At 51.0% G+C, this 14,340-nt stretch carries 10 protein-coding genes; 5 read left to right on the forward strand and 5 right to left on the reverse strand.

What is annotated here, in order from left to right; translation table 11 throughout:
* Positions 1-283 precede the first annotated feature (283 nt).
* The 3 genes from LT85_RS23330 (at position 284) to LT85_RS23345 (ending at position 5,071) form a co-directional block, all read left to right on the forward strand.
* Complete coding sequence (locus LT85_RS23330; RefSeq protein ID WP_038493791.1) at positions 284-2,488, forward strand: OsmC domain/YcaO domain-containing protein; 2,205 nt, start codon at positions 284-286, stop codon at positions 2,486-2,488.
* Positions 2,489-3,308: 820 nt separating this feature from the next.
* Entirely contained in the window at positions 3,309-4,400 is a 1,092-nt protein-coding gene (locus LT85_RS23340; protein WP_038493796.1) for an AAA family ATPase, read from the forward strand.
* Positions 4,397-5,071 carry a DUF4276 family protein gene (locus tag LT85_RS23345; RefSeq protein ID WP_038493799.1) on the forward strand — a complete coding sequence of 225 codons (675 nt, stop codon included), beginning with the start codon at positions 4,397-4,399 and terminating at the stop codon, positions 5,069-5,071. Before LT85_RS23340 ends, LT85_RS23345 begins: the two co-directional genes overlap by 4 nt.
* Positions 5,072-5,140: 69 nt before the next feature.
* On the opposite strand, the gene LT85_RS23350 is transcribed toward LT85_RS23345, so the two are convergent.
* The 5 genes from LT85_RS23350 to LT85_RS23370 all read right to left on the reverse strand — a co-directional run bounded on the left by LT85_RS23350 (position 5,141) and on the right by LT85_RS23370 (position 9,877).
* The gene (locus tag LT85_RS23350) at positions 5,141-6,064 is read right to left on the reverse strand and encodes a retron St85 family RNA-directed DNA polymerase (RefSeq protein ID WP_038493801.1); all 924 of its coding nucleotides are present in this window, start codon (positions 6,062-6,064) and stop codon (positions 5,141-5,143) included.
* Positions 6,061-7,008 carry a retron St85 family effector protein gene (locus LT85_RS23355; RefSeq protein ID WP_038493804.1) on the reverse strand — a complete coding sequence of 316 codons (948 nt, stop codon included), beginning with the start codon at positions 7,006-7,008 and terminating at the stop codon, positions 6,061-6,063. The genes LT85_RS23350 and LT85_RS23355 overlap by 4 nt, the downstream gene beginning before the upstream one ends.
* Positions 7,009-7,607: 599 nt before the next feature.
* Positions 7,608-7,817 carry a SymE family type I addiction module toxin gene (locus LT85_RS23360; RefSeq protein WP_038493807.1) on the reverse strand — a complete coding sequence of 70 codons (210 nt, stop codon included), beginning with the start codon at positions 7,815-7,817 and terminating at the stop codon, positions 7,608-7,610.
* A gap of 125 nt (positions 7,818-7,942) precedes the next feature.
* A complete protein-coding gene (locus LT85_RS23365; RefSeq protein ID WP_052135417.1) occupies positions 7,943-8,326 on the reverse strand; it encodes a helix-turn-helix domain-containing protein in 384 nt (127 codons plus the stop codon).
* A gap of 249 nt (positions 8,327-8,575) precedes the next feature.
* Positions 8,576-9,877, reverse strand: a complete 1,302-nt coding sequence (locus tag LT85_RS23370) for an NCS2 family permease (protein ID WP_038493810.1) — start codon at positions 9,875-9,877, stop codon at positions 8,576-8,578.
* A 511-nt stretch (positions 9,878-10,388) separates the two neighbouring features.
* Between LT85_RS23370 and xdhA the strand changes: the two genes are divergently transcribed.
* Both xdhA and xdhB read left to right on the forward strand, forming a co-directional pair.
* Entirely contained in the window at positions 10,389-11,918 is a 1,530-nt protein-coding gene (gene xdhA, locus LT85_RS23375; RefSeq protein WP_038493812.1) for a xanthine dehydrogenase small subunit, read from the forward strand.
* A gap of 46 nt (positions 11,919-11,964) precedes the next feature.
* Positions 11,965-14,334, forward strand: coding sequence for a xanthine dehydrogenase molybdopterin binding subunit (gene xdhB / locus LT85_RS23380; RefSeq protein ID WP_038493815.1), 2,370 nt, complete (start codon positions 11,965-11,967; stop codon positions 14,332-14,334).
* Positions 14,335-14,340: the final 6 nt, after the last annotated feature.

The raw sequence follows: 14,340 nt of genomic DNA on the forward strand, positions 1-14,340 counted from the left end.
CACGTCAGTGTCTTGGTCCATGAGCCATCGAATGACGCGTCAACTCAAAGTGGACATTGACGGAACGTGGTGATTCCATTTGGTGCAACCGCACCTGGCGTGGCCTTCGATATCGCCATGCGCATGGAAGCTCGCCGGCTCCAACCATCTACTGCGCCATAGCGTTCGCCTGTCAAATTATCAATATGCGGCAGCGCTTAAGGAAACTATCGATACGTTGCACGGTACCGGCGTGACGACGGATGACGGATAATAGCGGCTACATCATTTTTAGAGTTACCCCATGGAAATCAAGGTCAACTTTCTCGATAAGCTACGTCTTGAAGCCAAGTTCGATGACTTCACGGTAGTGGCCGACCAGCCTATCCGCTATAAGGGCGATGGCTCGGCGCCTGGTCCCTTCGATTATTTTCTGGCCTCATCGGCCTTGTGCGCAGCTTACTTTGTGAAGTTGTATTGCGTAACTCGCAATATTCCTACCGAAAATATCCGTCTGTCGCAGAATAATATTGTTGATCCGGAAAACCGCTACCAGCAGATTTTCAAGATTCAGGTTGAGTTGCCGGCGGATATCTCCGACAAAGACCGCCAGGGTATCTTGCGCTCCATCGAGCGTTGTACGGTGAAAAAAGTGGTGCAGGCCGGACCCGAGTTTGTCATTGAAGAGGTAGAGAACTTAGATGCCGATGCTCAGTCGTTGCTGACGTTGAAGCCGGGTTCTGACGTCAGTACCTATATTGCGGGCAAGGATCTGCCGTTGGAACAAACCATCGCCAATATGTCGGGCGTTTTGGCGAACCTGGGCATCAAGATTGAAATCGCTTCGTGGCGCAATCTTGTTCCCAATGTGTGGTCGCTGCATATCCGCGATGCACACTCGCCGATGTGTTTTACCAATGGCAAGGGGGCGACCAAAGAAAGCGCGTTGGCGTCGGCGTTGGGAGAGTATATCGAACGACTGAATTGCAACCATTTCTACGCCGGCACGTTTTGGGGCGAAGACATCGCCAACGCGGCGTTTGTACATTACCCGAACGAGCGCTGGTTTAAGCCTGGCCCGAAAGATGCGCTGCCGGCTGAAATTCTGGATGAGTACTGTCTGCAAATTTACAATCCCGACGGCGAGTTATATGGCTCGCATCTGGTCGACACCAACTCCGGCAATGAGCAGCGCGGTATCTGTTCGCTGCCGTATGTGCGACAGTCGGACGGCAAGGTGGTGTATTTCCCCTCCAACCTGGTCGAAAACCTGTACGTCAGCAACGGCATGAGTGCTGGTAACACGCTGGCCGAAGCGCAGGTGCAATGCCTGTCGGAGATTTTCGAAAGGGCTGTAAAACGCGAAATTCTGGAAGGTGAAATCACATTGCCTGATGTGCCGCAGGAAGTGCTGGCGAAATACCCAGGCATTCTGGCCGGCATTCAGGGCTTGGAAGAGCAAGGCTTTCCGGTGCTGGTGAAGGATGCGTCACTGGGAGGGGTGTATCCGGTGATGTGCGTCACCTTGATGAACCCGCGGACAGGCGGCGTGTTTGCGTCGTTCGGCGCGCACCCAAGCCTGGAGGTGGCGCTGGAGCGCAGTCTGACGGAATTGCTGCAGGGCCGCAGTTTTGAAGGCCTGAACGAATTACCTCGGCCCACCTTTACAAGTGAAGCCGTGACCGAGCCCAATAACTTTGTGGAGCACTTCATCGATTCCAGCGGTATTGTGTCATGGCGCTTTTTCAGCGCCAAAGCGGATTTCAATTTTGTCGAATGGGATTTTTCCGGCCAGGGTGAAAATTCCAATATCGACGAAGCAGCGGCCTTGTTCGGTATTCTCGCAGACATGGACAAAGAGGTGTACATGGCGGCGTATGACAATTTAGGCGCCATAGCCTGCCGAATTTTGGTACCCGGTTATTCGGAAATTTACCCGATAGACGATTTGATCTGGGATAACACCAACAAGGCCCTGTTGTTCCGCGCCGATATCTTGAATCTGCATCGCCTGGACGATGCCAGCCTGGAAGCGCTGCTTGAGCGTCTGGATAACAATGAACTCGATGAATATTCCGACATCGCCACACTGATCGGTATTGAATTTGACGAGAATACGGATTGGGGCCAATTAACAGTTCTCGAGTTGAAACTGCTGATCAATCTCGCCTTACAGCAATTTGAGGCGGCGCAAGATCTGGTGGGAGCCTTCCTGCAGTACAACGACAACACGGCCGAGCGCGGCATGTTTTATCAGGCCTTGAATGTGGTGCTAGAGGTACTGCTGGATGACGACTTGGAACTGGACGATTACCTAGTCAATTTCCGCCGGATGTTTGGCAACGCCCGGATGGACGCGGTAATGGGGTCAGTGGATGGCAGCGTGCGCTTCTTCGGGTTAACGCCAACGAGCATGAAACTGGAGGGTCTCGATAGGCACCAGCGTCTGATCGACAGCTACAAAAAATTGCATAAGGCTCGGGGTAATGTGGCGGTTACATCCCGTTAGGATTACGAGTTATGGCTGAACGCGCGGATGCCGTTCAGCCTCCAGCGTTCAATACCAGAGCGACCATCTGAGCCGGCTTGCATTGGTGCTTGCCGGCTTTCGCTTTCATGTTTCTATCTCGATACCTTGATTATTCAGGGTACTTTTCATCGAATTCCGATGTCGTCAATTTTGTGTTCAGCATGTCCCCGCCAATCCGAAGAGCTATCAACAGTGGGATGCCGATCAGTAAAATCATGAAGAGATTGTCGCTATCCGGTTCCGGTGATACGCCGCGTAGCCTAGGTGCATGCGCGCCGTACACCCCAGATGGGGGTCAACGGCTACTGCCTGCCACTGCTGTGACGAGCAAGTCGCCCATAGGGCACTGTTCTGCAACACCGATTGCCGGGATTACGACCAGAAGGAGCAGGAAGCCTCAGGCGCGCCGGATGTTAATGGTAGCCGCCCTGCGACTGTAGTGAGACGGCAGCGCCTGTATCGTCTAAAGCCGCCTTGTGCGGCTTTTTTTACGCCTTGTTCCTGGCGCTATCTGTGTCGAACATACCCAGATCCAGCCTTTAAAACGCAGTCCCCCTACGCCTGTCGGCTTCGTTAAATACACTGCTTTTAACGCAGTTCGCAAAAACGCCAGCTCCCCACACTGCTTAGAGCTCCGGAGGGAATTATCTGCAGAAAATTGACGCAAAATAACGCATTTTGCTCGATATATTTACAATCTACGGGGAGATTTCGTGGAAAGGGGGAACTTCTAGGACAAAACGACCATGTTGACCGATAATCCTATTAAAAGTAACTAATGATATGGCTAGGGCAATCTATGCGTACGCTGCAAAAACTCACGATTAAAAACTATAAGTCGATCCATGAGCAGACGCTTGAGCTAGGTCAGTTAAACATATTCATTGGTGGCAACGGAGTCGGCAAATCAAATCTGATTTCTGCATTTCGCTTACTTCGGGAAATTGTCACACAGAATCTGGCTGGCTACACAGCAATCAAAGGCGGTGCTGATAATTTATTGTACTTTGGCCGGAAGATATCTCCTGAGATGTCGTTTTTCTTGGAGTTCGGTGAAGGCAATACATCCAATTCATACAAAGTAATATTGAGGGGTACCGATGAGGATAAATTCACGGTGTGGAATGAGACCGTGTATTACCATGAGAAAACAAAATATCCTCAACCGTACGACCAAACCGTTACACATTTCGCGGATGAATCTGAGCTGAAATCTGCCAAGCATATCTGCGCTGTTCAAGCAATGCGCGATCTGGAAAGTTATCGTGTATATCATTTTCACGACACAAGTGATACGGCAGCCGTAAAGGCCGCATGTGACCTTGAGGACAATATTTATTTACGGCCACAAGCGGAAAATTTGGCAGCTTTCTTATATTGGTTAAAAATAAAAAAGCCGGATCATTTTTCCAATATCGAAGATACGGTTCGACAAATTGCGCCCTTTTTTGATAGTTTTCAGCTTACCCCCTCAAGACTTAATGAAACACGCATTCGTCTGGAATGGAAGGAGAAAGGAAGTGATACATACTTTAATGCCACAGCTTTTTCTGACGGTACACTTCGATTTATCTGTTTAGCGACTCTGCTTTTACAACCGAATTTGCCGTCTATGGTGCTTCTGGACGAACCAGAACTTGGTCTTCATCCTGCCGCCGTGGCATTACTCGCTGATTTGCTATCTTCAGCGGCTACACGTACCCAAGTGCTGGTATCCACCCAATCTGTCACTTTGGTGAATCAATTTGAGCCTGCTGATGTATGGACTGTAGATCGTAAGGATAATCAAAGTGTTTTCCGCCACTTGAACGATGTAGATATGTCGAATTGGTTGGATGAATATGGGCTGGGCGACTTATGGGAGAAAAATCGACTCGGTGGGCGGCCATGACCAAACGAGTACTTGTATTGGTCGAGGGCCAGACTGAAGAACGATTTGTTAAAGATGTACTAGCTCCTGCGTTCTGGAGGCATGAGCTCTATATCGAGCCAACTGTGCTTATGACAAAACGGGTCAAGGATGGCCCGAATTTTAGGGGAGGAGTCACCAATTTTATAAAGTTCAAAAATGATGTAAATAGATTACTTAATGATGCGGGTGACGCGCTAGTTACGACGTTCCTTGATTACTACGCATTGCCAGCCGATTTTCCAGGAATGATGACCCGCGGTCAAAATGCAACCGGCTCGCAGTGTGTTCTACACGTGGAAGCTGAACTTCATAAACACTTTGGAAGTGCAAACAATTTTCTTCCGTTTCTTGCATTGCATGAGTTTGAGGCATTGTTATTTTCTGACGCTGATATTTTGCCGCGAGTAATGAATTCTAGTAACAAACAGGCCGAATTTTCTGCTATTCGAAATAGTTTCGATAATCCGGAAGAAATTAATAATCGCCCGGAAACGGCGCCATCTAAACGAATCCTGCGGCTTTTTCCTGGTTACCGAAAAACGTTACACGGTCCAATAACGGCCACTCGTATTGGACTAAAATCGATATGTGAAGCGTGCCCCCATTTTTCTGCATGGGTCGACAAATTGGAGGATTTTGCACGCTTGTAAATTTCTAATAAATTCGATCTGTGCGGACTTAAATCATTAACTTCATTGTTAATCTGGCAGCAGTAATTGCTAGGATTGAAAGAGGCGTGTAATGACTTCGTCAGTGTAATGAGTGCGAAGTCTTAAAACAAACTCCGGCTCAACCGCCAACGCGAAAGCCAGTTTTCCGCGAAGCGTAGATACAGCTTCCTGTGAAAGCTCATTTTTTCGGAATTTATCCACTGCCGCTCGTAACTCTCTTTTCATGTCGCGTCCAAGTGATACTTGTTTTTGACTGTTTAGAGTCAATCCCGTTACTTTTCGATTGTGCTTCTTTGATGTGTATACCGTTTTTTCTTCATTAATTTTTAGTACAGGGTGCTTCATTTCATTAACTAGTACTCTAATGAACTTATGAAGTTCACTCAAAAGTAGCGGAGCGTTAGTGGATAGAGCTATGTCATCAGCATAGCGTGTATAAACCACATTCTGCGAAAGACAGTGTAAATGCAGTTCTGTATCGAACTGATTCAGTAAAGCGTTGGAAATGAATGGTGAACTTGGTGCTCCAGCTGCCAGAACAAATTTCTCGTTCTTTTTGTCGCTCATGACCAACAATCTGACAATCAATTCAAGTTCGCCATCTTCTATATCAGGATAAGCCGATTTGATTAGATGGCTCACATCCATATCGGTAATGGATGGGAAAAAATTCTTGAAGTCCATCTTGAGAAGAAATCGATTCTGAACATGCGCTTCGGCATTTGCGAAAATAGACGAGCCTGGCTCATACGCAGTGGCGCAACGATGAACCGGAATTTTTTTTCGTATGATCTCGATCACATATCTTTGCAACCATTTCACTTCTTTTGCTGGTTGCGAAATAAGTCTTCTCCCACCACTACGCTTAGGGATATGAAAGAATTTATACCGATAGGGCGCGGTAAGCATCAATATGCGTAGCTGCTGAGGAGACATGGGGAAATCGGTAAATAGTTGGTCAAGCACTTTCATTTTGGATCCGCCTCAGATGCCAATTTTTGGAGCGCAGGTGGCAGGAAACTCCGCCGCCAACGGTCAGCCCGAATCGCCTCCAATACTTTTATCTGGAATCGGCCGCGATCAAACGGGTGCGCCGAATTGGCGTAAGAGTCGAAGTCGATAAAAGTTTCACGTCTGAATTTCGAAAGAATGTAATCTGTTTTACCGTATTTTCCTTCATCTATTAAATCAAATATTTTTAGCAAAAAAACAGCCTGATCTAACGCTTTTCGATTAATTGAGATTCCAAAGTGGCTTAACAGATCTATTAACTCGCCTTTTTTTAAGGCGACAAATAGCTCCAGAAGATCCGCGATTACTAGAAATTTTGAACGGGGATCTGTCGAGGAAAATTTGAATGATGGGGACTTGGAAGTTATCACTTCACGGATGCTTTCAAAAAGCACCGCTAGATGGGGTTCGAGTTCTGCAACGGTAGTGTGTGGAAACGCATGAATGCAGTCCGCATGTTCGTTCTGGAGATTCTTTAAAGGGCCAAGCCAAATAAATGAATTTCGCTTTTGTATTTCCCCACTACGAACAACGATTTGCAACTGACTGCGAAGACTTGGTATCTTTACGAACGCACCCAACTCTGCAAGGGAACCAGGAGACTCCAGAAACAAGATAACTAAACTTGTAAGATGCCCAAGATCTTCTTCGAAGGTAAGAAGATCATCGTAGATGCCGAATGAGTTCCATTCTGGGTAAATCTCTGGAACAATTAAGCGCTCGCTCAGATCTGGGTGAAATTTATGAATCGACGTTACAAAAAGGTTCCTTTCTGAAACAAAAGGACTTCCATCTCGAGCGTCATCAAGCGTGCCGCCAAAAACAGCAAATCTTGGCGGCACGTTTATTATCCGAGTCTTATTCGGGTCAACTGCCTTCTTAAACTCTTCTAGCAATAACTCCATTAAGAGTATCTACCTTGACCTAGGCACGGAATTGGCCCAAAACCCATGGAGCAGAAGCGAAGCGGAAGCGGAGTGGGTTTTGGGCCAATTCCGTGCCGTCAAATCTGCTCAATACAGTACAGTCTGGCGAATCGCCCGACATTAATAGCTGGGTGCGCTATCACGCGTAGACAGCAGCCATTGTTGTATAAATATGCCACGTGGTCAATGATGATCTATGTTGTATCCTGCGCGACACAAATTTTTCGAATTGCAACTTATAAAGATTGGGGATGCTTTAGATTTGATGTTGGAGCAAAAAATGCTGTCATTAAGTTGTCATTCCCGAGCAAAAACAGCCCAAAAACACCCGAATTAATGACAGCCCATGACTTTTGAATCTTTGATTTAAAACCAATTATTCGTAGAAGCGTGGGGAATTGAACCCGTGGCCTAAAAATGTTTTAATGACTATATTTAAAAAAGAGAATTGAGTATCGGACTGAACCTCTCGAGCCGACACAGGTGCATCGAAATATGAAATTCCTCCGAAAAAACCGCCCTCGGTATTCTAATTGAGGGCGATTTTTTTACGGCTCGTGTCGCTCTGGTACTGATTTTTAATTGCTAGTAATCACAAGACAGCCGTCCATCACCCTTACACTCATCTTAGAATCCCACGTAAAGCCGGTCCGTTTCAATGTTGGACCATACAGGCGAATCCAGAATATGTCGGGATCTTCTTCCTGATAGAAGGAAACGGTGAGCCGCTCTCGTTTATCTTGTGCTTTCGACATGGGATTGTCTCGCGTATGATCGTGCTTAGCCATATTCAACTGCTCCTTAGTTGGTTGTGGTTAGCGGGGCAAGGATGTTGGTAGCATCTTCGTCCCGCGCTTCTTTCAATGTCTGCCGGTACAACGCAGACAAGGTAAAACTCCTTTACATCACCCCTTCATTTTGTTGCAGGGTCGTTGATCCGATCTATAGGGTTCTCTTGGATGGGGACTTGGGTCCAGCGCTTGGCATCGTGCATGTGCAAAACGCTGGCAATGACTAGCTCCATTGCATCGCGCTCATGTTCGTCGAGCTTCAGCATTGCTTCGAATTGCAATTTCAGGCGATCCTCTGGATTGCGTTCGCCTGCCTCAAAAAGAAGCGTATCGGCGCTCACATTCAATGCCAATGCAATACGTCGAAATACATCGATGTTGGGTCGCGCATTTCCACCTTCATAGCGTTTGAATTGCGAGACGTGCATGCCGATCTTGTCCGCCATTTGCTGTTGGGTGAAACCCTGCTCTTTACGAAACGATGTCAAGCGTTGAGAAAAACTCATGGCGGAAAAGAAATGATGTCGATGCCCCTGAGTATAGATAGCATCTCTATAAGTTTGGGCTGAAAACGCAGAACAGGATCAATGTGAGTACATCGGGAAACTGTTTGTCGATTTTAAAAAATCTGACTGGCGGCATTCCTGTTTGGCAAACAGCCCGATACATTGTTGGCCTCTCAAATGAAAAAAGCCCGCCTGAAATTCAGGCGGGCTTTTATTTAATTTGAATGTTGCTTTACACCATACAGCGCATCAATCCCCACCCAGGTGAATGAACTTGTACAGGAAAATCGCCGCAATAATCCAGACCATGACCGGCACCTGCTTGGCGCGACCAGTGAACAATTTCAAGGCTGCATAAGAGATGAAGCCGAAGGCAATGCCGTTGGCAATGGAATAGGTAAACGGGATCATCAGCACGGTGATCACGGCCGGTACGCTTTCGGTGGAATCTTCCCAGTTCAGGTGCACCAGTTCACGCAGCATCAGGCCGGCGACGTAGAACAAGGCCGGTGCAGTGGCGTACGCTGGCACCGCGCCGGCCAGCGGCGAGATGAACAAGGCTGCCAGGAACAACACACCAACCGCCAGCGAAGTCAGGCCGGTACGGCCGCCTGCCTGTACGCCGGCTGCGCTTTCGACATAGGCAGTGGTGCTGGAAGTGCCCAGGAAAGTGCCGGCCACGATCGCAGTGCTATCCGCCAGCAACGCCTTGTTAAGACGCGCCATCTTGCCGTTGACCAGCAGGCCGGCGCGATTGGCCACGCCCATCATGGTGCCGGTTGCGTCAAACATCTCTACCAGGAAGAACACCAGCACTATATTAAGCACGCCCATCGATAGCGCGCCCATGATGTCGAGCTTGAACAAGGTTGGCTCTATCGATGGCGGCATGGCCACCACGCCGTTGAAGGTATTGCCGCCCACCAGGAAACTGAGCACGGTGACGGTCAGAATGCCGATCAGGATGGCGCCCTTGATCTTGAGATGATCCAGCACCACGATCAGCAGGAAACCGAATATCGACAGGATCACCGGGATCTGGTGCAGGTCGCCGATCTGGACAAAGGTGGCCGGATTGGCGACCACCAGGCCGGAACTCTTGAGCGCGATAAAGCCAAGAAACATGCCGATGCCGGCGGTGATCGCGGTCCGTATGGTGGGTGGAATGCCGTTGACGATCATGCCGCGGATGCCGACCAGGCTGACGATGATGAACAGGCAGCCGGAGATAAAGACGGCGCCCAGCGCCACTTCCCAGGACACGCCCATGCCCTTCACTACAGCGTAGGAAAAGTAGGCGTTGAGACCCATGCCTGGCGCCAGGGCGATCGGGTAGTTGGCATACAGCGCCATGACCAGCGTGCCGATCGCGGCGGCTACGCAGGTGGCGACGAACACTGCGCCTTTCGGCATGCCGGCGTCGCCGAGGATCGACGGATTGACGAAGATGATGTAAGCCATCGTCAGGAAGGTGGTGAGGCCGGCGATCAGTTCGGTGCGGACGTCGGTGCCGTTTTCTTTCAGCTTGAAGAATTTTTCGAGCAATTGCATTGTGATGTCTCCTTGATTATTGTTGTTTTTGATTTTCTGGCTGCCGTTTTGCGTCGCGCTTTGTACTGCGTTTGGCAGCGTTGCAGCTAGATAATGGGGTACAGGAAGGGGTCACAATTATGCTCCAAGGTAAATATCGGTTATTCCGGTGTGATGATAACCGCTCCCGCCGCTCCATTGAAAGCCCTGTAAATCTTGCGCCTAAAGATTTTCTCATTCGCGAAAACTGCAATAATTGCCAAATAGGCCATGAAATATTCATATCTCCTATGCAACGGCTATATTTGTCTAATGGAATTACTTATACGATCTCTATTCCATTTTGCAGATAATTGACATTAGCCCTTTCACTATATGAGCGAACGGCGCAAATGCTAATCTGAGTTCATAATTAATAGGCCGTTGCAAATTCAGTCTAGCTACATGCACCGCACCCCGGCACACCAGGCAATACGGTCAGGAAGGCATAGTTTTTTGCAGCAGTCGCCACCAGTATGGAGATCGTTTGTCTATGTCCGCAATTAAGTCCACCACCGATAATGTCATCCGCTTTTTCTACCGTGGTGAAGTCCATACTGTAGATCAGGCGACGCCTACCCGCACTATCTTGCAACACCTGCGTGAAGACCTTCACTGCACCGGTAGCAAGGAAGGCTGCGCCGAAGGCGATTGCGGCGCCTGTACCGTCGTCATCGGTGAACAGACTGCAGATGGCGTCACGCTGAAATCGGTCAATTCCTGCATCCAGTTCTTGCCGACGCTTGATGGCAAAGCACTGTATACAGTCGAAGACCTGAAGCAAGACGACGGCGCCTTGCATCCGGTACAACAAGCCATGGTCGAATGCCACGGTTCGCAATGCGGTTTCTGTACACCGGGTTTTGTGATGTCGCTGTGGGACTTGTACCTGAAGAATGATGGCAGCCAGGCTCCTTCCTGCGGCTCGGCAAAACAATGCAAGCCACATTCGCAACCGATACCGCGTAAGGATATCGATATCGCCCTGTCGGGCAACCTGTGCCGCTGCACCGGCTATCGTCCAATCATCGACGCGGCGCACCGTATGGGCGAACTGCCCGCAGTCGGTTTTGATCGCCAGGCATTGGCACAAGCCCTGCAGCCTTTGCAACGCGAAGAAATGTTTGTCTACAAACAGGGCAACCAAACTTTCTATGCACCACGCACGCTGGCGCAACTGGTCGAAGTACGCGCTGCATATCCGAGCGCACGCATCCTGGCCGGCTCAACCGATGTCGGCTTGTGGGTCACCAAACAGATGCGTGATTTGGGCGACATCATTTATCTCGGCCAGGTGGCTGAGCTGAATGTACTGGAAGTTCGCGACCAGCAACTTGAAATTGGCGCGGGCGTGACGCTGAACGATGCTTACGCAGAAATCTGCAAGCTCTATCCTGAGCTGTCGGAAATGTGGCAACGCTTCGCCTCCCTGCCTATCCGTAACGCGGGCACTCTGGGCGGCAATGTCGCCAACGGTTCGCCGATCGGCGACTCACCGCCATGGCTGATCGCTCTGGGCGCACAAGTCGTATTGCGTGGTCCAGCCGGACAACGGGTGATGCCGCTGGAAGCGCTGTATCTGGATTACATGAAGAAAGACATGCAAGCCGATGAGTTCGTCGAAGCCCTGCGGATTCCGCTGCCGTATGCCGGACGACATTTCCGCACCTACAAACTGGCGAAGCGCTTTGACCAGGATATCTCTGCCGTCTGTGCTGCTTTCTCGATCACTTTGGACGGCGACAAGATCACCGATATCCGTATTGCCTTCGGCGGCATGGCCGCAACCCCGAAACGCGCAGCACTGACCGAAGCCGCGCTGCGCGGTCAAAAGTGGAACGAAGAAACGCTGGAAGCCGCAGTCGCTTTGATGACGGACGATTACAAACCGCTTTCCGACATGCGCGCCTCCAGTGAATACCGGATGAAGACATCGCAAAACCTGCTGCGCCGGTTTTGGCTGGAAACCCGTATCGATGCGCCGTTGCGTACTGATCAGGTAAATCCTTTCGTGTGTGCTTAAGTACAGCGCTCACACCCAAAGCCCACGGAGATAAAGAGTAGACGTCATGAATAAGCAAACTGAAGATTTTATGAAGACCAATATTCCAGCGCAGGAAGATAAAACCGCCTGGGCGGAAGTCGGTCAATCCCATCCGCACGAATCAGCGATATTGCATGTACTGGGCGAAGCCACCTATACCGACGACATCCCGGAAGCGCAAGGCACCTTGCACGCCGCGCTCGGCATGTCGGCGAAAGCCCACGCGCGTATCCGCTCGATCAACCTCGATGCTGTGCGTAGCGCGCCGGGTGTCGTTGCGGCCTTCACCGCGGCCGATATTCCCGGCACCAATGATTGCGGTCCGATCCTTCACGATGATCCGATCCTGGCCAACGGCCTGGTCGAATATGTGGGCCAGCCTATCTTTGCGGTCATCGCCGACAGCCATGACAATGCGCGTCGCGCCGTACGCAAGGTTGTCATCGACTATGAAGAACTGCCGGCCATCCTGACGCCGCAAGCGGCACATGCGGCGAAGTCATATGTACTGCCTCCGATGCGTCTGCAGCGCGGCAATGCGGAACAAGCTTTCGAGACGGCGCCGCATCGTGTCAGCGGCCAGCTGTATGTAGGCGGCCAGGAGCAGTTTTACCTGGAAGGCCAGATTTCCTACGCTATTCCGAAAGAAGGCAATGGCATGCTGGTGCTGTGCTCGACCCAGCATCCGACAGAAATGCAGCACGTTGTGGCACACGCACTAGGCGTCCATTCGCACAACATCGTGGTCGAATGCCGGCGCATGGGCGGCGGCTTCGGCGGCAAGGAATCGCAATCGGCATTGTGGGCGGCGGTGGCGGCGATTGCTGCCGCAAAACTGAAACGTCCGGTCAAGCTACGCGCCGACCGCGACGACGACATGATGGTCACCGGCAAGCGCCACTGCTTCCACTATGACTATGAAGTCGGTTACGACAACGACGGCCGGATTGTCGCCGCAAAAGTAGATATGGTCAGCCGCGCCGGATTCTCCGCCGACTTGTCGGCGCCGGTGGCAACTCGCGCTGTCTGCCACTTCGACAATACCTACTATCTGTCGGATGTCGACATCAAGGCAAGCTGCGGCAAGACCAATACGCAGTCGAACACGGCATTCCGCGGCTTTGGCGGTCCTCAGGGTGCGATTGCCATTGAATATATCGTCGATGAAATCGCCCGCAACCTGGGGCGCGATGCACTCGATATCCGCAGACTGAATTTCTACGGCCGCAACGACGAAGAAGGCCGCAACGTCACCCAGTACAATCAGAAAATCGTCGACAACGTGATCCATGAGCTGGTGGCCGAACTGGAAGCCACCAGCGAATACCGGCAACGCCGCGCTGCTGTCGAAGCATTCAACGCTACCAGCCCGGTGCTGAAAAAAGGCCTGGCGCTGACGCCGGTCAAATTCGGCATTGCCTTCAACGTGACGCACTTTAACCAGGCCGGCGCGTTGGTGCACGTGTACACCGATGGTTCGGTGTTGGTGAATCACGGCGGCACGGAAATGGGCCAGGGTATCAATACGAAAGTGGCGCAAGTTGTCGCGCATGAGCTCGGCATCCCATTGGAACTGGTACGCGTCACCGCGACCGATACCAGCAAGGTCGCCAATACATCGGCTACCGCAGCGTCAACCGGCGCCGATCTGAACGGCAAGGCTGCGCAGGACGCAGCACACACAATCCGTCAGCGGCTGGCGGAATTCTTCGCCAAATTGCATAACGGCGACGCCAAAGCAGTGACTTTCTCCGCCGGGGCAGTCCATCTCGGCGAACATAGCCTGCCGTTCGGCGAATTGACGCAGAAGGCTTACCTGTCGCGGGTGCAATTGTGGTCCGATGGTTTCTACGCCACCCCAGGCTTGCATTGGGATCCAAAAACCATGACCGGCCACCCATTCTCTTACTTTGCTTACGGGGCATCGGTATCGGAAGTGGTGATCGACACCTTCACCGGCGAATGGAAATTGCTGCGCGCCGACGCGCTGTATGACGCAGGCCAGTCGTTGAACCCAGCGATCGATATTGGCCAGGTTGAAGGCGCCTTCATTCAGGGCATGGGCTGGCTGACCACCGAAGAATTGTGGTGGAACAAAGACGGAAAACTGATGACGCATGCGCCGTCGACGTACAAGATCCCAGGTATCTCCGATTGCCCGCAAGACTTCCGTGTGAAGCTGTTCAAGAACCGTAATGTGGAAGATAGCATTCACCGCTCCAAGGCAGTCGGCGAACCGCCGTTGCTGTTGCCTTTCTCGGTATTTTTTGCGATCCGCGATGCGATCGCCAGCGTGGGTGGAAACCGCTTCAATCCGCCTTTGAATGCGCCGGCAACCAGCGAAGCGATCCTCAAAGCAGTCGATGCCGTGCGCGCGCTAGCGCGTCCAGCCTGACACGGA

It is taken from the genome of Collimonas arenae, from assembly GCF_000786695.1.
GTDB classification, from domain to species: Bacteria; Pseudomonadota; Gammaproteobacteria; order Burkholderiales; family Burkholderiaceae_D; genus Collimonas; species Collimonas arenae_A.